Consider the following 25,919-nt stretch of genomic DNA (forward strand, 5'->3'; position numbering starts at 1 on the left):
TCTGACCGTATGTCAGCCATGTTGCCGCGGGCCGGCCGGGGCGGCCCGGTGCCGCTTGCCGGCGGCCGGACTCGCCCCGTGCAACCGCCCGCCCTCCCTTGATCGTCCCCGCCCCCGGGGAAGCGCGGCGGGAGGGGATCGTGCGGTGCGAGGTCACATACGTCTTGAGGACGAGGGCCGGGGGGAGAGGAAGTGAGTCTCCTGCTCTGTCCGCCGGCCGTCCTGGCCGCGGTCGTCTCCGGCCTGGTGTTCCTGGGCCGGGCACTGGCAGCCGCCGGGAGAGGCGGGCTCGCGCACTCACTCCGCGGTCTCGCGTATGTCATCGCGGCGGGCGCGGCCGCGATGTACGCGTGGGGAATCCTGTACGTCGCGGGCGCGGCACTGGTGGCGGAGGACGGCGGGGCGGACTCGTCTCCCATCCGGTCGTGCCGCACGGGCGTGGAGGAACGCGACTACCGGATCGACGACTACCAGATCGGGTGGGTGCCGGTGCGGTTCGTGTGCCATCGAAGCGACGGGACCACCTACGACCGGGCGGTGCCGGGATATGTGAACCCGGCGCTGGCCGGCCTCGTGGTCACCGCGGTGGCGCTGGCCGCATCCGCCCGATGGGCGGACGAGCGCGCGCGGAGGCCGTGAGCATGCTGGCGTGCCGCTGGTCAGTTTCTTCTTGTTCGCGGCCGGACCCGTTCCGAGTACGTGCAGGTGATGGATGGCGGAAAGACGGTTCTTTCGATGTCCAGTACGTCGATCCGGATCAGCTTGGTTCGGCCCGGGCCCGGTGAGCAGCGGCGCGGCGGTCACATCGCAGTCCCGGCGGCGTGGGGGCGTGGTGGTCACAGGCCCAGGGAGATGGCCAGCCGGGTGAGTTCGGCCGTGCTGTTGATGTTGAGCTTGGCCCGGATACGGCGGAGATAGGCGTCGACGGTGTGCTTGGAGAGCCCCATGTGGCGGGCCGTCTGCAGGTAGGTGCGCCCTGCGGCGATATGTCGCAGTGTCTCCTGCTCCCGCGGGGCCAGGGCGGGGACGGGGGCTTCGGCGTGCGGCGTGGCGAGTGTGAGGCTCATGGGTTTTCCTCCGACGTGTCGGCTCGGTCGTCACCGCTCACACCCTTGAAAGCAGGGGACATGTGACCGAATAAGGCGTTTTGTCCGCTTTATATAAAGGCTGGCCGGGGGATTTCATGACGGTGTCCGCCGCCTGTCACAGGCCTGTCACAGCGGGACCTCGCGGGTTTGCCGCGGCGCGGTCACGGACGGACCGGCGGGCCGCGCCCCGGCGGCAGCGCCGGGTTGGTGCTCCACGGCCCCCGGGATCATGCTTGTCAGAAGAGCCCCGGCCGTGCAGGTTCCCGAAGGACGAGATGAGCGGCGATGGAGCGACTTCCCACCCATCCTGGTGAGCGGCCACACGAGTCGGACGCCTCCCCCGGTCCGGCCCGCACGGCCACCGCCACGGCCACGGCCACGGCCACGGCGACCGTCGACGCGCGGGGCATCGTGACGGGGTGGAGCGAAGGCGCCCGGCAGCTGCTGGGCTACCTGCCCTCGGAGATCCTGGGACAGCCCGCCGCCCGCCTGCTCGCCGCCGGTGCCAGCGCCGCCGCCGGTGCCAGCGCCGGCGTCGGCGTCGGCGTCGGCGCCGGCGTGGCGGCGCTGCGGGACGCGGCCGGACAGGAGCGGTGGAGCGGCACCGTGGCACTGCGGCACCGCGACGGACGCCGGCTCCGGCAAGAACTGCTGGCGCACCGCCGTACGGCGGACGGCCCCGGCACCGAGTGGCTCGTGGTGTCCGCCGTGAGCGCCGCACCCCAGGGGCAGGCGCCTGCCGGTACGCCCGGAGGAAAGACACCCGAAGGAACAACGCCTGGCGCACAAGCAGCCGGAGGCGCGACGTCCGGGAGCGAGGCCTCCGGGAGCGAGGCGTACGGGGGCGGGCCGCCCGGGAGCGGTCAGCTGGGGGAATGGGTGTTTCGCCAGGCGCCCTGCGTCCTGGCCGTCTTCGACGCGGACCTGCGGCTGGTGCGGGCCAATGCCGGTATGGAGCAGGCGCTGTCCCTCACCGAGGACCAGATGCGCGGGCTGCGGCTGCCGGAGATCGCGCCGCATCCCGTGAGCGACGAGGCCGAGGCGAAGATGCGCCGGGTGCTGGAGGGCGCCGGCCCGCAGCACCTGCGCCCCGGCGCCGGCCCCGCGGGCACCGGGGCGGAACACGGCTGGTCGACCTCCCTCGTCCCGCTGAAGGACCCCGCCGGCCAGGTGCGCGCGGTGTGCCTGGCGGCGCACCCGCGGCGCCAGGAGCACCTCGCCCGGCAGCGGATGCTCCTGCTGAGCGAGGCCTCGGCCCGCATCGGCACTACCGCGGACAGCGGGCGCACCGCGCAGGAACTCGCCGACATCGCCGTCCCCCGGCTCGCGGACTTCGCCGCCGTCGACCTGCTGGACGCCCCCCGGCACGGCGGCGGGCCCTCCCCCGCCGCCCCGGCCGGGCTCCTGTCCATGACCCGCGCCGCGGTGCGCTCGGTCCTCGAGGACCGCCCCGCTCCCGCGGCCGGCGGGAAAACCCTCTACCCGGCCCTGTCACCGGTGGCCCGCTGCCTGGCCCAGGGCCACGGCGCCCTGTACGACGCCACCGACCCCGACCTCGTCCGGTGGGCGCGGCAGGACCCGGGGGCCGCCCGGCTCATGGGGAACGGAACGCACTCGGTGATGGTGGTGCCGATGCGGGCCCACGGCGCCACGCTCGGCGTGGCCCTCTTCGGCCGCAGCCGGCGCCCGGAGCCCTTCGAGGCGGACGACCTGTGGCTGGCCGAGGAACTCACCGCCAAGGCGGCCGTCGGCATCCACACCGCCCGCCGCGACAGCCGGGAGCACACCAGCACCATGACCCTGCAGCGCAGTCTGCTCCCGCAGACGCTGCCCGACCAGGGAGCCCTGGACATCGCCACCCGCTACCTGCCCGCCGGCACCCAGGCCGGCGTGGGCGGCGACTGGTTCGACGTCATCCCACTGTCCGGCGCGCGGGTGGCCCTCGTCGTGGGCGACGTGGTCGGCCACGGCATCCGTGCCTCCGCCACCATGGGCCGGCTGCGCACCGCGGTGCGCACCCTGGCCGACGTCGACCTGCCGCCCGACGAGCTGCTCACCCACCTCGACGACCTCGTCCTGCACCTGTCCGCCGACGAGGCCGGCACGGACGGCGCCGCCGAGAGCGCCGGAGGCATCGGCACCACCTGTCTGTACGCGGTCTACGACCCGGTCTCCCGCCGCTGCGCCTTCGCCCGGGCCGGCCACCCGCCGCCCGCCGCGGTCACCCCGGACGGCGCCGTCCGCTTCCTCGACGTCCCGGCCGGCCCGCCGCTGGGCCTGGGCGGCCTGCCGTTCGAGACCTTCGAGACCGACCTGCCCGAGGGCAGCCTCCTGGCCCTCTACACCGACGGTCTGCTCGCCGCCCGCGACCACGACATCGACGAGGCGCTGGACAAGATGTTCGCCGCTCTCGCCCGCCCCGCGCGGACCCTCGACACGGTCTGCGACAGAGTCCTCACCGCCATGCTCACCCACCGCCCCGACGACGACATCGCCCTGCTCGTCGCCCGCACCCGAGCCCTGCACGCCGACCGGGTCGCCGCCTGGGACCTGGCCTTCGACCCGGCCGTCGTCGCCCGCGCGCGCCGGCACGCCACCGACCAGCTGACCGCCTGGGGACTGGACGACGCCGCCTTCATCACCGAACTGACGGTCAGCGAACTGGTCACCAACGCCATCCGCTACGGCCGGCCGCCCATCCAGCTGCGGCTGATCCATGAGGAATCCACCCTGACCTGCGAGGTCTTCGACTCCAGCAGCACCGCCCCGCACATGCGGCGCGCCCGGACCTTCGACGAAGGCGGCCGAGGCCTGCTGCTGGTCGGCCAGCTCGCCCGGCGCTGGGGCACCCGCCACGCCCTCACCGGCAAGACCGTCTGGGCCGAACAGTCCCTCTCCCCCGGCTGACCGCCCGCCCGACCCGGAAAACGACCGCCCCCGCCCCCGCCCCCGGTGCCGGTGCCGGTGCCGGTGCCGGTGCCGGGGGCGGTGCCGGGGGCGGGGGCGGTGCCGGGGGCGGGGGCGGTGCCGGGGGCGGGGGCGGTGCCGGGGGCGGGGGCGGTGCCGGGGGCGGGGGCGGTGCCGGGGGCGGGGGCGGTGCCGGGGGCGGTGCCGGTGCCGGGGGCGGTGAGTTCGGCGGGGAGAACACGTCAAAGCCGTACGACGACCAGGGCGACGTCGTCCCGTCCGCCGCTGCTGACACCGAGGCGGGCGAGCAGCATGTCAGCCAGGCGTTCGGGAGCAAGACGGGTGTGGCGGGCGAGGGCGTCGGTGAGCCGGCGCAGGCCGGTGTCGATGTCCTCCCCCCGGCGCTCGACAAGCCCGTCGGTGTAGAGCACGAGGGTGTCTGCCGGGCTGTAGGGCAGCTCGGCCTGGGGGCGGGACATGTGGCGGGGACGGGCTCCCAGCGGGGGGTCGGTGGCCTGGTCGAGCAAGCCGAAGGAGCCGTCGGGGTGCACCAGAACGGGCGGGAGATGGCCGGCACTGCTGTAGCGGATGCGGTGGCCCCGGTTGTCGATGACGGCCAGGGCCGCGGTGGTGGCCAGCGCCCCCTCCACCGAGCGGGCATACAGGCCCAGTACCTCCAGCGCTCTGGCCGGCTCGCGCAGGGCGCGGACCGCCGCGGACAGGGCGCTGCGGAGCATGCCCATCGCCGCGGCGGCCTCCAGGCCGTGCCCGACGACGTCACCGACGGCCACGGCGAAGCCGTCGGGCAGATCGACCACGTCGTACCAGTCGCCGCACACGTTCAGGGACCCGGCGGCGGGCATGTAACGCACCGCGATGTCCTGGTGCCCCGCCAGGTCGGGCGAGCGCAGCATGGCCTCCTGCAGGGTGACGGCGACCTGGCGTTCCCGGGCGTGCGCCTTGCGCAGCTCCTCGTTCAGCTGCTGCAGTTCACGCGCCCGCGCATACAGCTCGGCCTCCATCGCCTCCCGCTCGCCCAGCACGCTGATCCTCTGCGCGCGCAGGGAGCGGGAGAGGACGAACTCGGTCACGTCCTCCACCCGGTGGATGATCCACTCCACCTGCCCGTCCGCCCCCAGCACCGGGGTGTTGATCGGCGACCACCACCGCTCCTCGAACACGCCCGGACGGCCGGTGACGGGGATGTCGTACTTCTGCACCGCCATGGTGTCCGGTTCCTTCGAACGCAGCACCCAGTGCAGGGAGGCATTGAGGTTGCGCACCCCGTCGGCACCCGGGTCCGCGGGATTGTCGGGGAAGGCGTCGAACAGATACCGCCCGACCAATTCCGCCCGCGTGCGGTTGGTCGCCACGAGGTAGGCCCGGTTGACATCCACGATCACCAGGTCGCGGCCCAGCACCAGATACGGGCTGGGCGTGGCGGCGAACAGCCCCCGGTAGTCGATCCGCTCCCTCACCACACGCTCTCCCTACCGCCCCGACACCGCGATCCGCACCCCGCCCACGAACCCACCCGGTCTCACCCGGATCCACTCGATCCCACCCGGTCTCACCCGGATCCACTCGATCCCACCCGGATCCGCCCGGTTCACTCGGTTCCACTCGATCACGACACGGGGCCGGCCGCGCTGCGGGAGCCCGGTGAGACCGGCGGACACCCGCGGCGCCGCCGCCCGCGACGCGATCAGCTCCACCAGCCGCAGGCCGGTGCGCGGCCGCGGGGGGCCGGCGGCCGCGCGGTCTTCTTGGGCCGGCCGATCCGCCCGGCCCGGGTCCGCCCGCCGGCTGGACCGCGTCGCCCGGCGGGCGTTCCATCGAAGGGTGGCTCCTTTGCGTATCGACGTGCACGCCCACCTGTGGAGCGCTGGGTATCTCGACCGTCTCGAGCATCTGGGCAAGACCGGCACCGCCACCCAGCGCGGGATCGGCGCCGACGCGACCGAGACCGATCTGGAGCGCCGTTTCGCGCTGACGGACCGGGCGGGCATCGACCTCCAGGTGCTCTGCGTGGCACCGCACTCCCGCACCTGGCCGGGGAGTCCGACGCGGTGGCGCTGGCCGGCGCGGCGAACGAGTCGTACGCGCAGCTCGTGGCCCGCTTCCCCGAACGCTTCCGGGCCTTCGCCGCGCTGCCCCTGCCCCATGCCGACGCGGCCCTGCAAGAGCTCACCCGCGCCTTCGACGACCTCGGGGCGGTCGGTGTCGGCGTGACCACGACCGTGCTCGGCCGCACACTCGCCGATCCCCTCTTCCACCCCGTCTACGAGGAACTCGACCGGCGCGGCGCCGTCCTGTACATCCACCCGGCCGGCGAGGGCGCCGGGGGCGGACCGCCTCGTCCTCGGCACGGATTCCCCCTACGAGGACGGGGAGGTGTTCCTGCGGGCCGTGGACCACATCACCGACTCGGGGCTCACCCCGGAGGAAGCCACGATGACCCTCGACACCAACGCGGCGGACCTGCTCGGCCTGTCCGCGCCGTGAGACCGCGGAACGCCGCCCCTCCCACCGCTTCAGAGGCAGGAGAAACGTCAGCCGCTGCCGCCGGTGCCGCCGCGGCCGCCCATGCCGCCGCTCTCACAGCCGGGCCCGAGACAGATCCCGCCGGTGCCGCCCTTGCCGCCGCGGCCGCCGTCGCCGGTGCCCACCGCGGCCCCGCCCGTCCCGCCGGTGCCGCCGTTGGCGCTGCCGCCGCAGATCCCGGCGCAGATCCCGCCCTGCCCGCCGATACCGCCCTCACGGCCCGGCGCGCCGGTCGTACCGGTGCCGCCGTTGGCGCTGCCGCTGCACAGCCCGGCGCAGATCCCGCCCTGCCCGCCGTTGCTCCCGTTGACGGTCCCGTTGCAGTTGCCCGCACACACCCGGTCGCCGATCCGCACGCTCCCGTCGCCCACCTTGACGGTGCCCAACGACCCGCTGCCCAACGACCCACTGCCGAACAACCCGCTGCCGAACTGGCCGCCGCCGCCCGGCTGAGTGCCGCCGCCCGGCTGGGCGCTGCCGGCGGGAAGCTGCCGGGCGGCGGCCACCGCCGTCGTATGGCTCTGCGGTACCGGCGCCGCCATCGCGGCCGGCGCCAGCGCGCCGACCGCCACACCGGCGGTCAGGGCGGTCGAGACCGTGAGACCGAGACGGACCTTCCAAGAACGCATACGCATGGCATTCCTCTTTCCAGAGAATTATTTTCCGTACCGCGGTTTCCGCTGTATCGAATAAACCCGGCCGAGGTCCCCGCCGTCACGGCCCGTGAATTCGGGGCTTGACAGGAACGCCCCGGCCCGCACCGGGCCGGGGCGTTCAAAAATTTCCTCAGGATCCGAAGAGGGAATTCAGGCCCATCAGCGCGGCCCAGTCCCCGTCGCGGACCTGCTTGTCCCAGGTGTCGAACTCCTTCGCCGAGATCTTGTACTTCTTGACGACGTCGTCCTTCTCCGCCTGGCCCGACTCCACGGTCAGCACGATCCGTATCTTGTCCACGCCCGTGAGTTCCGACTTGGGCTTGTCGGGCAGGTCGCCGAACGTGAAGCAGCCGAGCCCGCCGAGTCCGCCGGGCTTGCCGGGCTCTCCCGGCCGGCCGGGCTCACCGCCCTTGCCGCCTTCCCCGCCCTTCCCGCCTTCCCCGCCCTTCCCGCAGTGGGACAAGTCGGCCGGGGCCGTCTGGCTGGTGCCTGTGACGGCACCCGGCGCCGCCTGGGCGGCGCACGCGGTGCCGGTGGCCAGGGCCACCGAGGCCACCGCCAGGACGAGCGGACGCTGCCAGCGAGTTCTGGACATGGGGGTTCTCCGTTTTCCTTGAAGCAAGGCTGTGGTTCTGCGGGCGCCGCGCCGGCCGTCCGGCTCCGCGCACTGGCCAATGGGGGTACGGGGGTGGGGAGTGGGAGTGGGGGGTGGGGGGTGGGGGTGGGGGTTCCTGGAGGGGGAGGTGGGGGCGGAGGCCGTACGGACCTCCGCCCCCACCGGGGCGGGACGGTCAGAAGATGCTGCCGCCGCCGGCGCCACCGGCGCCGCCCAGGCCGCCGAGGAGGACACCGAGCCCGCCCGCGCCGCCCTTGCCGCCGTTGCCGCCCTCGAAGACACCGAAGCCGCCGTTGCCGCCCTTGCCTCCGTTGCCGCCGATGAAGCCGTCGCCGCCGGAGCCGCCGGAGCCGGCGCTGCCGCCGAACAGGCCGGTGCCGCCGTCGCCGCCCCTGCCTCCGTCACCGCCGATGACACCGTCGCCACCGCCACCACCGCCGCCGCCACCGCCGCCGGACAGAATGCCGTCGCCGCCGTCGCCGCCCTTGCCTCCGTCACCGCCGACGCCCAGGACGCTGCCGCCGCCGGAGCCCCCGGAGCCCCCGCCCCCGCCGATGAAGCCGCCGCCTCCGTCACCGCCGTCACCGCCGGCGCCGCCGCCGTGGACGAAGCTCACGACATGCGCGGCGGGCATCGGGGCGGCCATCGCGGCGGACGCCGGAAGGACGATGCCCCCGGTGATCACCGCGGCCGAGGCGGCGAGTGTCGCAAGGCGGAAGCCCCGGCGCTTGGGACGGACGTCGCTCTGGGTGTGAAAAATACGGGTCATGGGTTTTCTCCTACCGATACAGGGGGCTCTTCTGCCTGCCCCGGGAATTCGGGACGGCGATCGGCGGACCGTTTTGCCGGGACCGCCACACCGGGACAACTTGCGGTTTCGGTGAAAGAGACAACCCTCCGCGAGGATTTCCGTCCTACCGTCCTGCCTCATTTCTTTTCCGGATTTCCGTTCCGGTGAGGCCCGCACTTCAAGTAGGCCCCACGGGCATCGCACGGTCACGTTCCGAGGACTCGTGACTTGACCAAGCGGAATCAATCGGGTAAAGCGCGCAAAAAGACGCCGCACGGTGGTCCTGGGACACCATGCGGCGTATGCGCGCCGCCCCTCGACAGCCCCCCGCCTCACCGCACTTCACGGGCCCCTCGGGCCCGGGCGGCGCTGCCGGACACCGGGCGGCGACCGGCGCTGCTAGGACCCCTCCGGGCCGGGCGGTTGCTGTTGCTGCTCCTCCTGCGGTTCCTGCTGCTGTTGCTGGTCCTCCTGCGGTTGCTGCTGTTCCTGCCCTGTATCGGCGGGCGCGGGTCCGGAATTCTCAGGCGCCGTGTTCTGGGGCGCGGACGTCTTCGGCCCGGGCTCTAAGGAGGACGGGGCGGAGGACGGCTCCTGCGGCTTCGAGGACTCCCCGGACGACGGCGCCGACTGCTGCGACGACGGCGGTGACGACGGCTCGGAGGAGCCTGGCGAGGACGGCCCGGACGACGGAGAGGACGGCTTGCCCGACTCCGACGAGGACTTGTCCTTCGACGGCGACGACTCCTTGTCGGACGCCGACGGTGACGACGGCTTCGACGGCTCGGACGACTTCGACGACTTCGACGACTTGCCCGACTCGGACGGCTTGGACGGCTTACCCGACTCAGAAGACTTGCCCGACTCGGACGACTTCGACGGCTTACCCGACTCGGACGACTTCGACGGCTTACCCGGCTCAGACGACTTCGACGGCTTACCCGACTCAGACGGCTTGGACGGCTTACCCGACTCAGAAGACTTGCCCGACTCGGACGACTCGGACGGCTTGGACGGCGTACCCGGTCCCGGCGAGGTTTTGCCGTTCGAGGGTGTCTGTTCCTTGCCTGGCGTGGACGGCCCTGTCGGAGGCGGGGGCGGGGGTGGTGTCGTCTTCCTGTCGTGCTCGCCGCGGTGGTCGCCCTGGTCGCGGGTGAACCAGTCGCCCTTCTCCGGGCCTGCCACGACGAACTTCTTCACCGGGCGGGGCGCGGGCGCGACGACGACGACGTGCGAGGGCCGGTAGCCCGACCACGACTCGCCCACCGGCTTGGGGTCGGTCTGCTGCGCGGCCGGCGGTGTCATCGGGTTCCCGCAGGCGCAGCGCACCCGCGGTACTCCGCGGTCGTCGACCAGGACGGCGGTACCCGCCTGCAGCACGGCCTGGTAGCTGGTGGCGGAGCCGTTGCGGTAGCCGTGGTTGGTGACCCGGGTGTCCGCCCGGAGCTGTACGGGGGTGAGGGTGCGCAGATAGCCGGGGACGGCGGAGGGCTGGATGCCCAGCACCGAGGCGAAGGCCGCGTTCTTCGACGGGGCCGCCTTGAGGGCGGTGATCTGCTTCTCCACGTCGCAGCTGGCGACGTTGCGTGTCCCGCCGTAGAGGCCGGGGGCGTCACCGTTCACGCTCTGTGCCGCGTTGCCCGCGGCTGTGGAGGGCAGCGAGGGTGTCGCCGTCGGTGCGGCGCTCTCCTTCGCGGTCGACTCCGTGAACGGATCCGCGCCCGTGCTCCCGGCGGACTGCAGGAAGACCTCGCCCCGCTGCTGGTTCGAGATGCCGTCGGAACGGGTGAACACGAGGATCAGGGCCACCGCCGCCACGATGGCGGTGGCGACCACGGCCACCCGGGGCGCGGACTTCCACCACGGGTGGTGCGGGCCCCCGTCGCCGCCCGGGCCTTCGCCGCCGGGCGGCGGGGGCGGCGGTCCCGACCGCCCGCCGCCGCCGGGGCGGGTTTCGGCGTCCGGGGGTGTGGGCCGGTTCGGCTGGGAGGGACCCGCCAGCGGCCCCGACGGAGGACCTTTGGGACGGTCGGACGACGGTCCGGACGGCGACGGTAGGACGCTCACGAGCTCCACTCCCGGCATCGGGGTCTGCGGCACACAGGCCGGCGGCACAGCCTCAGGAAACCCGCAACACAACCTCCTGCCGTCGGCCCCGCGCCCTCCCCCTCGCCTCTCCGCCTCACCGGTTCCTCTTCACCCCATTGTGTGCGGCCCTCCCGCACACCTCGCAAGCCGACGGCCCCGCGCACCGGCAGGAGCGGACACGGCCCGCCCAGGCGGGCGGCGTACGGCCGGACGGGTGTACGCCGCGCGGCCAACCGGGGGTACGGCGTGCGGTTAACCGGGGGTACGGCCGAAGACCGGCCGGGCCCACCGGGGCGGATCCGGCACCGGGCCGGGTGCCGGAGCGGGTGCCGGGGCGGCTTCGGCGACCATGGGCACCACCTGGGTCGGCGCGTGCACGTCCTTGCCGCGAGCGGCGCCGGCGCCGGCGCCGCTCGCGGCGGCCCGCAGTGCCGCCACGAACTCCAGGCAGGAGTCGTAACGGTCCTCGGGGACCTTCGCCAGGGCCTTGGCCAGTACGCCGTCCAGCGCCGGCGGGATGCCCTGCCGTTGCTCGCTCAGGGGCGGGGGCTGGTCGTACTGGTGTGCCCACAGCAGCGCCATGTCGTCGTCCCGCTGGAAGGGCGGGCCGCCCGCGAGGGTCTCGTAGACGACGCAGGCGAAGCCGTACAGGTCGCACCGGCCGTCCACCGGGCGGCCGGAGATCTGCTCCGGGGCCACGTAGTCGAGCGTGCCGACGAACTCGCCGACGGTCGTGAACCCGGTCAGCGACAGCGACTTCTTCGTCAGCCCGAAGTCCGTGAGGTAGACGTACTCGGGGTGATCGCTGTCCGTGCCCCGGGCCACCAGGATGTTGCCGGGCTTGACGTCCCGGTGCACCAGGTCGTGTTCATGGGCCGCGTCCAGCGCCGACGCCACCTGCCCGGCGATCCGCAGCGCGGCCGGCACCGGCAGCGGGCCGTCCCGGTCGAGCAGGGCCCGCAGATCCAGCCCCGAGACGTACCGCATGGCGATGTACAGGACACCGTCCGTCTCACCGGCCTCGAAGACCGGCACGATGTGCGGGTGGTCGATCGCGGCGGCCACCCGCGACTCGTGCGTGAAGCGGCGCCGGAAGGTGTCGTTGCGGGCCAGTTCCGGGGCGAGCAGCTTCAGCGCGACCGTACGGTCCAGACGCAGGTCCTTGGCGCAGTACACGACGGCCATGCCCCCGCGGCCGATCTCGCGCTCCACCCGGTAGCCCGCGATCTGCGCCCCGATCAGGCCCGAGGCCCGGCCGGAGTACAGCTCCATCCCCCCCGACGCCGCACCCATCACACACCGCCGGCCCACCGTGCGAGCGCCCCGGGACAAACCCCCGCGCCACCGGAACCGGCTCCCGGAGCGAATCCCGGCGCAGCCGTGTGGACGGGCCGCTCACCCATGCCCGAATTCTATCCAGCGCTCCCCCGGGCCGCTTGATCACGGCCGGTGCGCAGGCGGGCATCCCGGACGTGGCGCCGGCCCAGCGGTTCACGGCCGGGCGGCGTGAGGTGCGCAGGCCTCATCCGCCAGGGCGTGCCCAGGCCTCATCGGCCAGGGCGTGCCGCAGGCTGCCGCCCCCTGCCCTCCGCGCCCTGCTCGCCCTGCTCGCCGCGCCCTGCCCTCCACGGCCTGCCCTCTGCGGCCTGCACGCGGAGAGGGCGCGAGCGGGTCAGGGCCGGGAGAGCCAGTCGGTGTAGCGGGTGGGGGCGAGGCGGGCGTTCTTGTCGGTGAGGACGTCACCCTTGACGGCGGCGAACATGCCGGCGGTGGGGTCGGTGACGACGGTGCGGCTGTCGCCCTTGTGGGACAGGGTGATCCGGCCCAGCTCGTCCAGGGGGAAGATCTCGGGGCCGGCGATGTTGCGGATGCCGTTCAGCGGGGCGCCCACGGCGACCTCCGCCACCGCGCTGGCCACGTCCTTGGAGGCGATCGGCTGGATCGGCGTGGCGGGCAGCCGGACGGTGTCGCCGTCGGCGGTCCAGGACAGGACGGCGTCCATGAAGTCCATGAACTGCGTCGCCCGGACGATCGAGTAGGGGATCGGCCCGGCCGCGAGGATGTTCTCCTGGAGCGCCTTGGCCCGGTAGTAGTCCAGCTCCGGCACCTGGTCCGTGCCGACGATCGAGAGGATGACGAAGTGGCCGGCGCCGCCCTTGTGGGCCGCGGCCAGAAGGTTGTCCATCGAGGTCTGGAAGAAGGCCGGGGAGGCTTCGTCGAAGGTCGGGGAGTTCGTCAGGTTGACGACGACGTCGGCTCCCGCCACCGCCTTGTCCAGTCCCTGGCCGCTGATGATGTCGACTCCGGTGGACTGCGAGTGCGGTACCGCCTCGTGCCCGGCGGCGTTCAGATCCTTGACGACCTGCGACCCGATCAGCCCGGTACCGCCGATGACTGCGATCTTCATGACATACCTTTCGTCGGAACTATGTCCGGAATATTCCACATGAACCCGCATGCGGGCGCGGCGAGGAACGGCGCCCCGGCCCGCCGGGGGGCGGGCGGCGTCAGTGACCGCCGACGAACGTGACCGTCTCGCCCAGCGGCGCGCGGCCCGTACGGGCGCAAGCCGCCCCGGCGTCCTCGAATCCGATCGACATGCCGCAGAAGAGGATCAGCCCATCCGGGGGCGAGAGGACCTCCGCGACGGTCCTGTGGTACTTCGCCCATGCCATCTGCGTGCAGCTGTGCAGCCCTTCGGCGCGCAGCAGCAGCATGACGGTCTGCAGATACATGCCGGCGTCGGACCATTGCGGCCGGCCCAGGTCACGGTCGATGTAGCAGAACAGGGCGGCGGGCGCGCCGAAACACTCCCAGTTCGCGGAAGCGGCCCTCTGGCGCGCCTCCAGGTCCTCGCGCGAAATGCCGAGTGCGCCGTAGCGCTGCTCACCGAAGGCGGACCGGCGTTCGCGGTAGGGGGACTTCAGCGCGGGCGGGTACTGCTCGTACTCCGGCTCGTCCCAGGGGTCGCCCGCGGCCAGGCGCTCGCCGGCGCGCTTCTTGAGTTCGGCCAGCGGCCCGCCGGTCAGTACGTAGGCGTGCCACGGCTGGAGGTTCGATGCGGACGGCGCCCAGGCCGCGGCGGACAGCACGCGCTCCAGCACCTCTTCCGGGACCTGCCGGCCAGTGAATCCGCGCACCGCCCGCCGGCTCGTGACCGCCTCATAGACGTCCAAGATCGCCCGCCTCCCGTTCGCTCAGCACATCCATCTCTGTCACACTCGATAAAGTATCACTCAATACTATCTCGTGTATAACTATCTCTGCGTACGAATCCTCCGCCCCGGGTTCCCCGGCCCGGGCACCGCCCTTTGGAGAACGTCCATGGCCACGCTGCTGCACATCGACTCGTCCGTGTTCCCCGGCGAGGCGTCCTCGTCCCGTTCCGTCGCGGACGCCTTCCGCAAGGCCTGGCAGGAGCAGCACCCGCAGGGCACGGTCATCTACCGCGACCTCGCCGCCAGCCCTGTCCCGCACATCACCGCCGACGCCTGGTCCGCCGGTTACGCCGCCCCGTGCGAGCACACCCCCGGGCAGTCCGCCGCGTTCGCCGCGCGCGTGGAGCTCATCGAGGAACTGGAGCAGGCCGACGCCGTCCTGATCGGCGCCCCCATGTACAACTACTCGATCCCCTCGACCCTCAAGGCATGGCTGGACAACGTGCTGCTGCTCGGCCGCACCGCGGGCCCGGCCCCCTCCGCCCAGGGCACCCCGGCCGTCGTCGTCGCCAGCCGCGGCGGCTCCTACGCGCCCGGCACCCCGCGCGAGGGTTTCGAGTTCGTACAGAACTACCTGGAGGCCGTCCTCCAGGGCACCCTCGGCCTGGACCTGGACTTCATCGTCCCGGAACTCACCATGGCCCCCCGCAACCCGGCCATGTCCGAACTGGTCCCCCTCTACGAGGCCTCCCGCGAGCGCGCCTTCCAGGACGCGAGCGCCAAGGCCAAGCAACTCGCGAAGCGCCTCGCCGCGTGACCCCGGCCGGGCGGCGCCCGGCCGCTCCGCACGCGGCGCAGGCGCAGGCAGGCGCAGGCAGGTACAGGTGCAGGCAGGTGCGGGTGCGGGTGCGTTCCGGCTGCGGCGGTGCGTGCGCGGCTGCGGCGGTGCGCTGCGCGCAGTCCATGGCGGTGCGGGCCGGGCGCACCAGGCGTCCGTCCCGGCCGTGCCTACGGCCCGCCCTCGCCAGGGCCGCCTTCGCGGCACCGACCGCCACACCGGCAGCCCTGCGGGCTATGGCGGCCCCGGCGAGGGCGGGGGACTCCGGCCTGAAGCCCTCGCCGGCCGGCGCGCCGCGGCCGCGGACCCCCGGCCCACGTGCGGGCCGTGTTGTCCTGCCGCCGCCGCGCGCGATCAGAGGCACACCCGCACGGACGGCGGGCCGGCGGGCGGGCGCCGAAAGAGCCCCGTCATCCACGCCGGCCCAAAGGCGGTTCGCCGAGGAGAGCAAGCTCGTCATCGCCGGGAGCCCGGAAGAACTTCACGTACTCCTCGAGCAACTCGCGGCCGACCGGGACGGTCCCCGGCCCGCCCTCCCGGCTGCGGCTTCGAGACGGCGGCACAGCTCATCAGCCGGGGCGGCCAGGCAGTGCAGTTCAACCCAAACGCCGAGTGCGCGCGCTCCCGCACGCTTCTCGTCCCGCTCACAACGCGCCCAGAAGCCGAACTCCAGGATCACCGTCCGTCCCAGCCTCAGCAGCTCCCGGGCATGCTCCCACAACCGCCCCTCGAGCCGGTCGCGCGCCCGCTCATCGAACAGGTCGATGCCGAGAGCCGCCATCCATTCGTCCGGGCACAGACGCACCACCGGGATCCTGCCGGCCAGGCGCCCTGCCAGCGTCGTCTTCCCCGAGCCAGGAAGCCCGCACAGCAAGATCACGACCAGGGCACGCCGCCATCAGACGCCTCCACCGCACCACTGCCGCAAGGCCACTCCGGCATGCTCGCGCAACCGCTCCACCGAACGGAAACGGTTTCCGCCGGACAGACCCGTGAGATGCGCAGCGGCCAAACGCGCCCGCGCGGCAGGCGGCCGGTGCGCGGGCGCGCTTACACCTGGCCGCCTGCGGGATAGGCGAACCGGGTCAGCAGATCCGTCAGCCGCTCAGGCTCGCCGGGCCCCAGTTCGGCAACCAGACGCCCGGCCAGCGGCTCCGCCGCCACATGAGCCGCATCGAAAAGCTCCACGCCCTCGGGCGTGATCTCCACCGCCCGCACCCGCCGGTCCCCCGGAACACTCCTGCGCACGGCCAGCCCCTTGCGCTCCAGGTCGTCCACGACCCGCATGATTCCCGCCTTGTCCGACCCCGTCGCCGCCGCCAGGTCCCGCTGCACCGTGGGCCCGCGGTCGACCAGCACGATCAGCACCGCGAAATGCCGCAACTCGACGCCGAGCGGCCGAAGCGCCTCCTCCATCACCGCGGCCGCGCGCCAGTGCGCCCGGCGCAGCAGCAGGCCGAGAGCGAAAGGCGAGGCGTCCCCGGGGCGGTCGGTCACACGCGAGGCGGTGGCTGTGTGCGCAACGTCGGCGGTCATGAGACCACATTACAACCATCTATTCTTTCGATACGGTCTCATTTGAAACTAAATGCGGGTATGTCCGCTACGGCCCTGTCACCTCACGCCGCAGAGCCGGCCAAGACCGCGGGGCGGCCCGCCGCCCGCGGCCGGTTACACCGGCAGGCAGTCCAGGCGTGCCGTCAGCCGGGCCCTGCCCGACCGGTCCAGCCAGGTGCCGACGTCCATGAGGCCGGCGTGAGCCTCCCGCCAGGATGCGCAGCGGATGCCGCAGCAGGTCTCGCTCGCCCCGGTGAACACCTTCACCGCCTCAGGGGTGCTCCCGCAGGACGCGGGCGGGCGGCCCCCGCGCTCCTCCCGCCGCGGGCCCCGGCCCCCGGTCCGATCCCGACCGAACGGCACACCCCGGCCGGCGCGCCCGCGGGCATCGCCGTCACCGCCGCCTACCCGTACGACACCGCCGGCAAGACGCCCGCCACCCATCCGGCCGGGCAGCCGACCGCCCTGCCAAAGGCCGCCCCGGACGCCCCCGCCACGCCCCCGGGCCGGCCGGGCGGCGCAGCCAGGCCGCCGCTCGCCCCGGCCTCCGCTCGCCCCGGCCGCGGCCCGCCGGGGGTACTGCGGGAATGCGTCATACGGTCTCCTCCAGCCCGCCGGGGGACAGCGGGTGACGGGCCCGGGCCCGACCTGTGCTCGCCGCGCCCCCGGCGGCCAGGACCAGTCCGGTCACCGCGGCCACGGCCGCGACCGCATAGGAGCGCCTCCTGCGGGCGCCTCCCGTCCGCGTGGACTTCGCGCGGACGAACCCCGGCGCCCCAGCCCGGCCCCGAACGTCGCAGAGGTCGCAGAGGTCGCAGAGGTCGCAGAGGTCGCAGAGGTCTTCGAGAGCGCCTCGAACGATCTCCCGAACCGGGCGAAGCGTTCGCTGCCGAGTGCTTCAATAGCCCCCGGCAGAACCTGAATCGACCAGCACCGGCCGGCAGGGAGCGAGCACGGGGATGCGGAAGTCGTACTACGCGGCACACGTCTACATGATCCTGGGAGTGGTCTCCGGGCTGTACTACCGGGAGTTCACCAAAGCCAACGATTTCACCGGCGACACCCAGCTGGCGCTCATGCACACCCACCTGCTCGCGCTGGGCATGCTGGGCTTCCTCATCATCCTCGCCCTGGACAAGCAGTTCACCCTGTCCGGGACGAAACTGTTCACGTACTTCTTCTGGTTCTACAACGCGGGCATCGCGATCACCGTCGCCATGATGTTCGTCCACGGCACCCAGACCGTACTCGGCGACCACGTCCCCAAGGCCGTACCGCTGACCGCGGGCCTGGGACACATCCTGCTCACAGCGGGGCTCATCCTGCTGTTCGTACTGCTCGGCAAGCGGCTCAACGAATCCGCCGGAGCCGGCCCCGCCGAACCGGAACAGAACAGGGAAACAGCCAAAAGCCCCACCTGAAAGCCCCGCCTGAAAGCCCGCCCCGAGAGCCCCGAGAAGCCCGGCCAGAGAAGCCCGGCCCGAGAAGCCCGGCCTTCGAACCGGCCGCCTCCCGGACAGGGCCGGCCGTTCATCCCCGGCAGGACGGGGCGGGCCGGCCGTCTCAGACGGACTGGGCCGCCGGACCCGGCAGCACGCCGGTCAGGGCGGCCGCCCGCAGTACGCCGGATCCGGGGCACGGCGGCCCGCCCCGGTGAGGGCGGCCAGGCCGTGCCAGCCACTCCACAGGACCTCCGCGAACAGTGCCCCGTCGCCGCCGGCCGCAGTACGCCCTGCGCCGCGTGAAGGCGCCGGGAGAACGAGCGCCGGCAACTGCCGGGTCAGCGGGCCCTGGAGCCCTGTTGAGCACACGGCTGCCGTAGAGGTGGATCCACAGCCGGACACAGACCGAGCCGACCCACCCGATCCAGCAGCACACCAGCGAGGATGCGCCGCTACCCTGATCCGGGCCCACACAGACACAGGACAGGAGCATGACACTGCCACGAGCCCCCTTCGCCGGGCCCCCGTGCCAGCGGGAACCCTCACTCCGCAGGCCGCACGGCGACCGGGTGACCACTCACGCGAAAGCCCGAACACCCGCAGCCATAGCCCTCGTTCTCACCCCAGACACCCGCCTTCCCCCAAAAGACGGACAAGCCGACATCCACCCCGACCCGCTCAGTGAACCCCCGCCCCCCTCCAGACAGAGCCACGGCCACCACCAGACAAACCCGCTATCCGGAACCCAGCACACATCGCCCGACACGGCGCACCACGACTGACAGAACATGCCCAGCACGCACCCGAACACCAGCACCACCTCAGGCACCCGCGGGGAGCTTCACCGTCGGGGGCGAGGGAGGCAAGCGGACCCTCGCCCCCGAGTTCGGCGGCGATCTGGCGGGTGTGCCGCCGGGGCGCAGCGCCCGGACGGCTTCGGGGACGAACGTGGGTGGGCCGGTCCAGTGCGACGTGGGCGCCCGTGGGGGAAGCGGCGGAATGCAGCTCCCGGGGGCGGAACGCACGCAGCGAAGCCGGCGGGCCGGCCGGCCGGCGCGGGTCCGCCGACGCTCACGCCCCGCGGGATTCCCGCTCCGGGAACGCCGGATCTGCCGCCGCGGGCTCACGTGGGCCCGCGGCCCTCTCGGGCCCCCTGGTAGGGGTAGTGCATCGAGTGATCGCCGGCCTCCCAGGCCGCGCTGAGGCCCGGCGCGCTCAAGTCCCAGTCCGGGCGGATTTCCCGGGTCACATCGCGGAGATCGCGGCGGAGGTCCTCGATCGACGGCCTGCCCCAGTACCAGTAGCCGTTGTAGACGCTGTGGATGACCAGGCCCGGCCCCAGGACGAGCGTGTGCGGGATCATCGGGTCGTGACGGGGGTCGGTGTATTCCTGGATCTGAAGGTCCTTCTGCACCTTGCGGCCGGCGTCGGAAAGGAAGGTCCACTGGCCGCCGACCGCCGCGCGGAACTCGTTGAGTTCAAGGATGTTGTCGGTCGCGATGGTGACGACCTGGGTGTAGGAGACGGCGATCTCGGAGTAATGGGCCGCCAGTTGAAGGTGCTGCTGATGATCCTTCGGGCAGTAGTGGCCGCGTGAGAGCAGGAGGATCATCGGGTCGATCCCTTGCAGCCCGCTCAGTCGCCGCCGGGTCCTGGTGTGGTCGGTCAGCTCGTAGTCGGGGAAGGTTCCACCGGGTGTGATGTCGGCGCGCACGGTGTTGTTCCTTTCTCCATGTCGTTCGCTCGGACGTGTGGGGCGTTTGCGTATGCCGGCTTCGACAGGCCGGGATCATGGAACGGGACACGGACATCACCAAGCCGGCCCGCCGGTCTCGCGGGACGACGCAGCCGCTGCCGACGCCGGCCCCGCACGCAGGAGCCGGGCACCTTGTCAACGGCCCTGATTCGCCCGGGCATTGTTCCCGGCCAGCGGCCCGAAAGCCGCGCCGTGATCTCCTGCAGCAGCCGGCCGTTGCCGTCCGGATCTCCGAACGAGAGGAACGAGGAGCAAAGCACAGCCGCCGGGTTCCGGGCCTGCCACGTATCTCTCGGTCCCGGCGCGATGCACCACCCGCCCGCGTCGCGGAACACCCCGACGCCGCGGTCGGCGCGCTCAGCATGGGCCGTCTCGATGCCAAAGACGGCCCAGGTGCAGGCTCTCCGCGCAGCCCGGCGCGCTGAGGGCGGCCTCGCGCCAAAGACGGAGCAGGACCAGGCCGGCGGGGTGAACTGCACCGCCCGCAAGCCCCCGCCGCCGGCGAGGCCGACGTCGGGCCGCCGCCCCGGCGGCTCGCAGAAGTCCTCGGCTCGCCCCTCCCCGGCGGCCGCCACCACAACCTCGGGTTTCACGTCCACCACCCTGCTCCTGTCCTGGTGTTGTCACGTGGTGTTAACGGGGGTCACCTGGCCCCGGCCGGCGTCAGGGGCCCCTGCCCACGCGACTGGATGCCGCTGGGGCTTTTGTCTGTATCCACGCTTGTGCCGGGGGACGGCCGTCCGCAACCCGTACGAGACACCGGCCTGCGATCCGGGCCGGGGAACACCGACGGCCTGTGCCCCGTGGTGAGGGCGGGCGGACAGGAAAGGCGGTTCGCGGCGCAGCCGGCAACGGCCCGGCCGAAGAAACGGGCCTGCGAAGTGAGCGTCCCGCGGCCGTCCTCCGCAGGCCAAAAGCGCCCGGCACAGGGCTTCACCCCCGTTTGCGGCACTCCCGTCTGCGGTACTCCCGTCTGCGGCACTGCCGCCCGCGAGCAGCGCGCCCGGACCCCGCCACGGCGGCACACCGGCCGGACAGTTCACCGCGCCGGGCCGCCGGACACCCGCACAACCCGCCCCGGGAGCACGGCACGTGCGCGAACTCCCCCGCCGGACATCACCAGGCAGCACACCCACCCCCACGGCCCGCTCCGCGCCCGGTCACCCGCTGCCGCAGCCATCGCGGCCCGCCCCGGGTCCGGCGGCGCTACACGAAAGCGGACAGCCCGGCAAACCCGCCAGCGCTCAAGATCCCGCCCCGCGCCGTCCACGCTCACGGTGCGGGGCCCGCTTCGCGCGGCTCCCGGCGAGCGCACTGGAAGGCTGCACCTCCCAGCAGGGAGCAAACCGGTCGTGGCACCGGCAGCGGTCACGGGCGCATGATGAGCACACCGAAATCCGACGAAGGACGGACCGCAGCCGGCCACGACCCCGTTCCGGAGGTCCGGGAAGCACTCCCCGCCTGCCCCCCCAGTTCGGCGGCTGCGGCCCCTGGAGCCAGCTCCCGCAGCGCGACACCCACCAGGACACTGCGTGCCGCGCTGTGCAGGACCGCACCCGGCGGTACGCACCAGGCAGCTGGGGGCCGCACGCGCTGGCGCCCGGACCGCTCGCCGGGGCATATCCCCGGCCCCGAAACCAAACGCCGGCAGGCATGGCGGGGGGCGGCGTCCTGTCGACCCAGTGTCCGCACCGCGCACGGCCCGGAGGCATCCGATGAACCGCAAGCACCCCGCAACGGGCCCGCTCACCGTGACCGTGCTCGTCTTTCCGGGAGTGCGGCTGCTCGATGTGACCGGCCCCATCGAGGTGTTCACGACGGCGAACGAGTTCGGCGGGCGCTATCAGTTGCAGATCGCGTCCGAGGACGGCACGGAGGTCATCACCTCCGCCGGGACCCGCCTCAGCGCCGACCTGAGCGCCCACGACGTGCAGGAACCGTGCGACATCCTGGTCATCCCCGGCGGCCCCGAATGGGAAACGATGATCAAGGACGACGCTCTTGTGGACACCGTCCGCCACCTGCACGCCAAGAGTCGCTGCACGGCATCGGTGTGCACGGGAGCGTTCCTGTTGGCCGCGGCCGGACTCCTCAACGGCCGCCGCGCGGCGACGCACTGGCGCCATTCACGGCAACTGGCCTCCCGTTTCCCCTCCGTGCAGGTCCAACCGGACGCCATCTTCGTGCGGGACGGACAAATGATGACCTCGGCAGGTGTCAGCGCCGGTATCGACCTGTCCCTGGCCCTCGTCGAAGACCACTACGGTGCGCAGGTCGCCCGGTCGGTCGCCAAGGACATGGTCGTCTTCATGCAACGGCCGGGCGGCCAGTCCCAGTTCAGCGTCCGCTCCCGCACACCGCACACCCGCCAGGAGATGCTCCGCCGGGTCCTGGACGCCGTCGCCGAGGACCCCGGGGCCAACCACACCCTCACCGCCATGGCCCGCAGGGCAGGCATCAGCGTCCGTCACATGACCCGGCTCTTCGACGACGAGGTGGGAACCACCCCGGCCCGCTACGTCGAACAGGTCAGACTGGAAGCCGCCCAGGTACTGCTGGAAACCGGCGACGACCCCATGCCGGCCGTGGCACGCCGCACCGGGTTCGGCTCGGCCGAGTCACTCCGCAGAGCGTTCGTGCGGCACCTGGGTGTGACACCTGGCGCATTCCGGACCAGTTTCCGCACGACCGGCATGCACACCACAGACCCCGCATCCGCACCCACTGCACCGTAGCCGAGGCACAACACGCCGAAAACGCACAACCGCCAGCCACCCCAGGCCACCTCACCACCCGCAGGCCCAGCAGATACACACCCAGGCACACACCCTGATATGCACCCGGGTGCGCGCTGCGGGATGCCGGGAGAAGACCCGGGGCACGCGGCGGCGGCCGCCCCGCCCCGTGGAACTCCACGGCATGAACGGCCCGGCGGCCCGGGCGTCGCCCCGCCCTCCGCCGTACCCGGCCGACCGCGCGAGCCCGCAGTCCGCTCCCACCGCCCCCGCCTCCACACCCGCGCCGGCCGGGAACGTACCGCCGGGGAGACCGCCCCGTCCTGCCGCACAGTCCCGCGCCTACCTGCACACAGGGACATCACACCCCCGGACCGCAGACCGTTGTCCGTCCCACCCGCCCGCCCCGCACCCCCTCGCACCACCGGCGGGCTCACACCGGACGGCCAGACGGCCGGACGGCCGCGCACCAGCCCACCGTCACCGCGCTGAATCCCCGCCCGCGCCGTCCCCGCCCGCGGCCACACACAGGCAGCCGTGCGAGCCGAACATGCCAGGACACGCCCGAGGACCGCACCGGCCACAAGTCCCGCCCCGTGCGCCAGCGTTCACAACGCACACCGCTGCCCCGGCCGCACAGAAGCCAGCCGTCCGCGAAGGCCGGGGCCGAGCTGTTCCACCGGTCGCTCCGCACCCTCGGGCTCACCAGCACCCAACACCTCTGACACCCGGCCCAAGACCCCCCCACCGCGCCCACACCGACACCGAAGCCACCACCACCGTCAACCGGGCGCCGACCCGCCGGCAGACCCGCACCCGGTGACCAGCAGTGACCTTTACCCAAACTGCTCGGGTCCTGGCCCCACCCAGCACACATTGAAGATCTCTACGGTCCTCGCCCCTTTCTCACACCCCCCGGCGCCCATAACGGCGAGCCCGAACGCGTCCTGGCCAGTCTCAGCGCCCCGGCCAAGCAGCGGCACCTTCCCCCCGGCCGGCACGGTCGCCACCGCCGGATCATCCCGCAGCAGACCGGACAACACCTCAGCACCGGCAGACAGCAACGCCCGCTCCACACCCGATTCCAGCACGGCACCAACACCCCCAGGACGTCCGCGAGTCGCTTCCCTCACACAAACCCCCAGCCCCACACCGCCAGACAGAACACCGCTCACCGGACAACGCCATGGCAAGCAGGATCACCACTGGCCGACAGCGCACCGCACCGCACCGGTACAACCCTGCGCCCCGCCCAACGACCACGAGTGAAATCCACCAAAGCAGCTGAGACCCGGCTGATTCCACACAAGACACTGCGGTGCACTGCCCACCACGAACAGCAGCAGCCACCGGCCCGCTCGCGAGTTGCGGACACCGGCGCCCTCGCCCGCCGCGCGCTAGGAATGCGTGATGTTGTAGTCAATCTTCGACTTTCACAGTGGCCACGCTGAGAGAGAGCAATGGCCGTGCGATCTGGGCATCCCGTGGATCGACACCCCGGCCTCCCGGGGTGCCTTCACCCGCCGCTCGAACTCATCGGCGTTCCTACCCGTCGAAGGGGTTGATGACGTCGGGCACCGGCGTCATGCCTTCAGTGCCACGCCCCCGTACATGGCAACGTCCGAGTCCTTGACGTCTCCTTCGGCGCCGGGGAGGGGCCGCCACTGGTGCACGAGTGTCACTCCAGGCTCGACCAGTTGCAGGCCGTCGAAGAACGGCTGAACTTCGGCCCTGGTGCGGTTTCGGGCGGGCATGCCGCGTTTGGTGTACTCGGCGACTACGCTGCCAATCGGTTTCGGGCTGGAATCGGTGGTGACCGTGGACATCGCCAGGAAGCTACCGGGCGCCAGCAGCTGCAGGTACTGCTTGACCAGGTCGTATGCCTTCTGGTCGTCGAGGACGAACTGCAGTACCGCGATGATCGACAGTGCGACCGGTCGGTCGAGGTCGAGGGTGCCGGTCAGCTCCGGTGCACGCAGGATCGCCTCGGGGTCGTGCATGTCGGCGTGGATGTAGGCGATGCGGCCCTCAGGGGTACCGGTAAGCCGGGCTCCGGCGTGCGCGAGGACGATGGGATCGTTGTCGACGTAGACGATGCGGGCATCCGGGATGATCCCCTGAGCGACCTCATGAAGGTTCGGGGAGGTGGGAATTCCGGTACCGATATCCAGGAACTGGTCGATTCCCTGCTCGGCCAGGTAACGCACGGCCCGGTGCATGAACTTACGGTTTTCACGCATCGATATCTGCAGGCCGGGCCACGCGGTGAGCATCTGCTCCGCTGCCGCACGGTCCGGGGGATAGTTGTCCTTTCCTCCGAGTATGTAGTCGTAGACCCGCGCCGAGTGCGGAGCGCTCGTATCGATCCGAGGGGGTTCATATCCCAGAGGTCGTTTTGTCCAGGTCGTCTCGTCGGGCACTCGCGTACTCCTCTTGATTGCCTGCGCCAGAATTCTGCGTACGGTGCGGACGAAATCGCTCCGGGGCGCTTCGCCAACGATTCTTATGCCGATTATGCCGAGACCCGAGCGCCGTCAGGAGGCCAACAGGCTGGCCTGACCCGTCTCCCAGCCCTGGGCGAAGACATCGAGTTCGACCTGTGTGAAGATCAGCGCCGGCCCTTCCGGATCGGTGGACTGACGGACTGCGAAACGGCCGTCGGGCAGTTTCCTGACTTCAACGCAGGCGCCGCCGTTGCTTCCGCTCCACGGCATGTGCCAGCCTTCCGTCCCCAGTTCCTGAACAGCATTGTGTATGCGATTCACGGGACTACAGCTCCTTGCGAATATCACCGAGGAATTCCCCGGTACGTTGTACTGGTAGGGCTTGCGCGCACATCCGGTCCAGGGCCGCCTGGTAATTCGTCACATCGTCGTACTCGTCGAGATATACCGCGCCGACGAGATTCTCGATGTACGCGATATCCGATATTTCCTCATGCGGGAATCGGAAGATATGGAACGGCCCATACATGCCCTCGTGCGCGCAAAGCCCGAACGGCATGATCTGGAGTTTGATGTGCGGCAGATCGGTCACCTCGATGAGGCGGTCGATCTGCGTCCGCATCACATCGGGCGGAACCATGGGGCGGCGCAGCACCGTTTCGTCCATCACCACCCACAGTTCGGGCGGTTGGGGCCCGCTGAGCAGTTTCTGGCGCTCCATACGGACGACGACTCTTCGCTCGGCTTCCTCGTCCGCACCATGGAGGCCGGCGCGCAGGATGGTCCGCGCGTAGCCCTCGGTCTGGAGCAGCCCGGGGACGTAGTGCGGTTCGTAGACCCGGATGAGGCTCGCCTCTTCCTCAAGGCTCACGTATGCGCTGAACCAGGCGGGCATCGCGTCCCGGTGGCGGTGCCACCATCCGGGCTGATTGGCCTCCTTCGCCAGGGCGAGGAAGGTCCTGGCCTCGTCTGCGGGGACTCCGTACGCCCCCAGCAGGGTCTGGATGTACGGGAGCTTCCACTTGCCCTTGGCGAGTTCCATCCGCCGGATCGTCAGGGGAGTGACGTCGAGTACGACCGCGGCGTCATCGAATGACATTCCGGCATTTTTCCGCAGGTCGCGCAACCGTCTGCCCAGGACCATCAGCCTGACGGTCGAGGCGCCGGCCGCGGACTGAGCTGGGGTCACGTCCCGCCTCCTTGCACAGCATCCATAGGAGCAGTCTGTCACTCCCTGGTGATATCGACTCCCTGGCGATGTCTCCGTGAAATTATCACGGAGCATCTTGCTTCGTGACCA

At 71.9% G+C, this 25,919-nt stretch carries 21 protein-coding genes and 1 pseudogene; 6 read left to right on the forward strand and 16 right to left on the reverse strand.

Going from position 1 to position 25,919, the window contains the following annotated elements; translation table 11 throughout:
* Nucleotides 1-192: 192 nt before the first annotated feature.
* Nucleotides 193-639 carry a hypothetical protein gene (locus tag OG819_RS34485; protein ID WP_266638912.1) on the forward strand — a complete coding sequence of 149 codons (447 nt, stop codon included), beginning with the start codon at nucleotides 193-195 and terminating at the stop codon, nucleotides 637-639.
* A 197-nt stretch (nucleotides 640-836) separates the two neighbouring features.
* Here the strand turns inward: OG819_RS34485 and OG819_RS34490 are convergent, their stop codons facing one another.
* The gene (locus OG819_RS34490) at nucleotides 837-1,067 is read right to left on the reverse strand and encodes a response regulator transcription factor (protein WP_060900198.1); all 231 of its coding nucleotides are present in this window, start codon (nucleotides 1,065-1,067) and stop codon (nucleotides 837-839) included.
* Nucleotides 1,068-1,373: 306 nt separating this feature from the next.
* Between OG819_RS34490 and OG819_RS34495 the strand changes: the two genes are divergently transcribed.
* Nucleotides 1,374-3,995 carry a SpoIIE family protein phosphatase gene (locus tag OG819_RS34495; RefSeq protein WP_266653062.1) on the forward strand — a complete coding sequence of 874 codons (2,622 nt, stop codon included), beginning with the start codon at nucleotides 1,374-1,376 and terminating at the stop codon, nucleotides 3,993-3,995.
* Nucleotides 3,996-4,237: 242 nt separating this feature from the next.
* On the opposite strand, the gene OG819_RS34500 is transcribed toward OG819_RS34495, so the two are convergent.
* Complete coding sequence (locus tag OG819_RS34500; protein ID WP_266653064.1) at nucleotides 4,238-5,473, reverse strand: SpoIIE family protein phosphatase; 1,236 nt, start codon at nucleotides 5,471-5,473, stop codon at nucleotides 4,238-4,240.
* Between the two features lie 364 nt (nucleotides 5,474-5,837).
* Here OG819_RS34500 and OG819_RS58700 point away from each other — a divergent pair, with 364 nt between their 5' ends.
* Complete coding sequence (locus OG819_RS58700; protein ID WP_323139392.1) at nucleotides 5,838-6,227, forward strand: hypothetical protein; 390 nt, start codon at nucleotides 5,838-5,840, stop codon at nucleotides 6,225-6,227.
* A gap of 320 nt (nucleotides 6,228-6,547) precedes the next feature.
* Here OG819_RS58700 and OG819_RS34510 read toward each other — a convergent pair whose 3' ends face one another.
* The 7 genes and pseudogenes from OG819_RS34510 to OG819_RS34540 all read right to left on the reverse strand — a co-directional run bounded on the left by OG819_RS34510 (nucleotide 6,548) and on the right by OG819_RS34540 (nucleotide 13,865).
* Nucleotides 6,548-7,174, reverse strand: a complete 627-nt coding sequence (locus OG819_RS34510) for a hypothetical protein (RefSeq protein WP_266655605.1) — start codon at nucleotides 7,172-7,174, stop codon at nucleotides 6,548-6,550.
* Between the two features lie 151 nt (nucleotides 7,175-7,325).
* The gene (locus OG819_RS34515) at nucleotides 7,326-7,790 is read right to left on the reverse strand and encodes a DUF1153 domain-containing protein (RefSeq protein WP_266653066.1); all 465 of its coding nucleotides are present in this window, start codon (nucleotides 7,788-7,790) and stop codon (nucleotides 7,326-7,328) included.
* A 196-nt stretch (nucleotides 7,791-7,986) separates the two neighbouring features.
* A complete protein-coding gene (locus OG819_RS34520) occupies nucleotides 7,987-8,580 on the reverse strand; it encodes a hypothetical protein (RefSeq protein ID WP_266638918.1) in 594 nt (197 codons plus the stop codon).
* 1,122 nt (nucleotides 8,581-9,702) lie between these two features.
* Nucleotides 9,703-10,686, reverse strand: a pseudogene (locus OG819_RS34525) (DUF6777 domain-containing protein); the annotation flags it as partial.
* Between the two features lie 255 nt (nucleotides 10,687-10,941).
* Nucleotides 10,942-11,961 carry a serine/threonine-protein kinase gene (locus OG819_RS34530; protein WP_266638919.1) on the reverse strand — a complete coding sequence of 340 codons (1,020 nt, stop codon included), beginning with the start codon at nucleotides 11,959-11,961 and terminating at the stop codon, nucleotides 10,942-10,944.
* A 400-nt stretch (nucleotides 11,962-12,361) separates the two neighbouring features.
* On the reverse strand, nucleotides 12,362-13,096 hold the full coding sequence (locus OG819_RS34535; RefSeq protein WP_266638920.1) for an SDR family oxidoreductase: 735 nt from the start codon (nucleotides 13,094-13,096) through the stop codon (nucleotides 12,362-12,364).
* Nucleotides 13,097-13,196: 100 nt separating this feature from the next.
* Nucleotides 13,197-13,865: a nitroreductase gene (locus tag OG819_RS34540; protein WP_266638921.1), complete on the reverse strand. Its 669-nt coding sequence runs from the start codon at nucleotides 13,863-13,865 to the stop codon at nucleotides 13,197-13,199.
* A 148-nt stretch (nucleotides 13,866-14,013) separates the two neighbouring features.
* Between OG819_RS34540 and OG819_RS34545 the strand changes: the two genes are divergently transcribed.
* The gene (locus OG819_RS34545) at nucleotides 14,014-14,664 is read left to right on the forward strand and encodes an FMN-dependent NADH-azoreductase (protein ID WP_266638922.1); all 651 of its coding nucleotides are present in this window, start codon (nucleotides 14,014-14,016) and stop codon (nucleotides 14,662-14,664) included.
* Nucleotides 14,665-15,166: 502 nt separating this feature from the next.
* Here the strand turns inward: OG819_RS34545 and OG819_RS34550 are convergent.
* The 3 genes from OG819_RS34550 to OG819_RS34560 all read right to left on the reverse strand — a co-directional run bounded on the left by OG819_RS34550 (nucleotide 15,167) and on the right by OG819_RS34560 (nucleotide 16,509).
* Nucleotides 15,167-15,565 (reverse strand): ATP-binding protein, encoded by a 399-nt coding sequence (locus OG819_RS34550; protein ID WP_266638923.1) that lies wholly within the window; start codon nucleotides 15,563-15,565, stop codon nucleotides 15,167-15,169.
* Nucleotides 15,566-15,735: 170 nt separating this feature from the next.
* The gene (locus OG819_RS34555; protein WP_266638924.1) at nucleotides 15,736-16,221 is read right to left on the reverse strand and encodes a MarR family winged helix-turn-helix transcriptional regulator; all 486 of its coding nucleotides are present in this window, start codon (nucleotides 16,219-16,221) and stop codon (nucleotides 15,736-15,738) included.
* Nucleotides 16,222-16,356: 135 nt separating this feature from the next.
* Nucleotides 16,357-16,509, reverse strand: coding sequence for a hypothetical protein (locus OG819_RS34560; protein ID WP_266638925.1), 153 nt, complete (start codon nucleotides 16,507-16,509; stop codon nucleotides 16,357-16,359).
* 692 nt (nucleotides 16,510-17,201) lie between these two features.
* On the opposite strand from OG819_RS34560, the gene OG819_RS34565 reads away from it, so the two are divergent.
* On the forward strand, nucleotides 17,202-17,663 hold the full coding sequence (locus OG819_RS34565) for a DUF2871 domain-containing protein (RefSeq protein ID WP_266638926.1): 462 nt from the start codon (nucleotides 17,202-17,204) through the stop codon (nucleotides 17,661-17,663).
* Between the two features lie 1,144 nt (nucleotides 17,664-18,807).
* On the opposite strand, the gene OG819_RS34570 is transcribed toward OG819_RS34565, so the two are convergent.
* Nucleotides 18,808-19,398 (reverse strand): redoxin domain-containing protein, encoded by a 591-nt coding sequence (locus OG819_RS34570; RefSeq protein WP_266634050.1) that lies wholly within the window; start codon nucleotides 19,396-19,398, stop codon nucleotides 18,808-18,810.
* Between the two features lie 1,757 nt (nucleotides 19,399-21,155).
* Here OG819_RS34570 and OG819_RS34575 point away from each other — a divergent pair.
* Nucleotides 21,156-22,175: a GlxA family transcriptional regulator gene (locus OG819_RS34575; protein WP_266634048.1), complete on the forward strand. Its 1,020-nt coding sequence runs from the start codon at nucleotides 21,156-21,158 to the stop codon at nucleotides 22,173-22,175.
* A gap of 1,583 nt (nucleotides 22,176-23,758) precedes the next feature.
* Here the strand turns inward: OG819_RS34575 and OG819_RS34580 are convergent.
* From OG819_RS34580 to OG819_RS34590, 3 genes are all read right to left on the reverse strand, one after another.
* Nucleotides 23,759-24,595 carry an SAM-dependent methyltransferase gene (locus tag OG819_RS34580; protein ID WP_266634045.1) on the reverse strand — a complete coding sequence of 279 codons (837 nt, stop codon included), beginning with the start codon at nucleotides 24,593-24,595 and terminating at the stop codon, nucleotides 23,759-23,761.
* Between the two features lie 114 nt (nucleotides 24,596-24,709).
* Nucleotides 24,710-24,940 (reverse strand): DUF397 domain-containing protein, encoded by a 231-nt coding sequence (locus OG819_RS34585; protein ID WP_266423508.1) that lies wholly within the window; start codon nucleotides 24,938-24,940, stop codon nucleotides 24,710-24,712.
* 4 nt (nucleotides 24,941-24,944) lie between these two features.
* Nucleotides 24,945-25,808 carry a helix-turn-helix transcriptional regulator gene (locus OG819_RS34590; protein ID WP_266634043.1) on the reverse strand — a complete coding sequence of 288 codons (864 nt, stop codon included), beginning with the start codon at nucleotides 25,806-25,808 and terminating at the stop codon, nucleotides 24,945-24,947.
* Nucleotides 25,809-25,919: the final 111 nt, after the last annotated feature.

The sequence above is a fragment of the Streptomyces sp. NBC_01549 genome (genome assembly GCF_026339955.1).
GTDB lineage: Bacteria > Actinomycetota > Actinomycetes > Streptomycetales > Streptomycetaceae > Streptomyces.

Coding starts and splice junctions, on each gene's coding strand:
- OG819_RS34510 (WP_266655605.1), bottom strand. CDS start 7,174: ATGCGTATGCGTTCTTGGAAGGTCCGTCTCGGTCTCACGGTCTCGACC.
- OG819_RS34530 (WP_266638919.1), bottom strand. CDS start 11,961: ATGGAGCTGTACTCCGGCCGGGCCTCGGGCCTGATCGGGGCGCAGATC.
- OG819_RS34565 (WP_266638926.1), top strand. CDS start 17,202: ATGCGGAAGTCGTACTACGCGGCACACGTCTACATGATCCTGGGAGTG.
- OG819_RS34575 (WP_266634048.1), top strand. CDS start 21,156: ATGAACCGCAAGCACCCCGCAACGGGCCCGCTCACCGTGACCGTGCTC.
- OG819_RS34515 (WP_266653066.1), bottom strand. CDS start 7,790: ATGTCCAGAACTCGCTGGCAGCGTCCGCTCGTCCTGGCGGTGGCCTCG.
- OG819_RS34520 (WP_266638918.1), bottom strand. CDS start 8,580: ATGACCCGTATTTTTCACACCCAGAGCGACGTCCGTCCCAAGCGCCGG.
- OG819_RS34495 (WP_266653062.1), top strand. CDS start 1,374: ATGGAGCGACTTCCCACCCATCCTGGTGAGCGGCCACACGAGTCGGAC.
- OG819_RS34490 (WP_060900198.1), bottom strand. CDS start 1,067: ATGAGCCTCACACTCGCCACGCCGCACGCCGAAGCCCCCGTCCCCGCC.
- OG819_RS34535 (WP_266638920.1), bottom strand. CDS start 13,096: ATGAAGATCGCAGTCATCGGCGGTACCGGGCTGATCGGGTCGCAGGTC.
- OG819_RS34555 (WP_266638924.1), bottom strand. CDS start 16,221: ATGACCGCCGACGTTGCGCACACAGCCACCGCCTCGCGTGTGACCGAC.
- OG819_RS34545 (WP_266638922.1), top strand. CDS start 14,014: ATGGCCACGCTGCTGCACATCGACTCGTCCGTGTTCCCCGGCGAGGCG.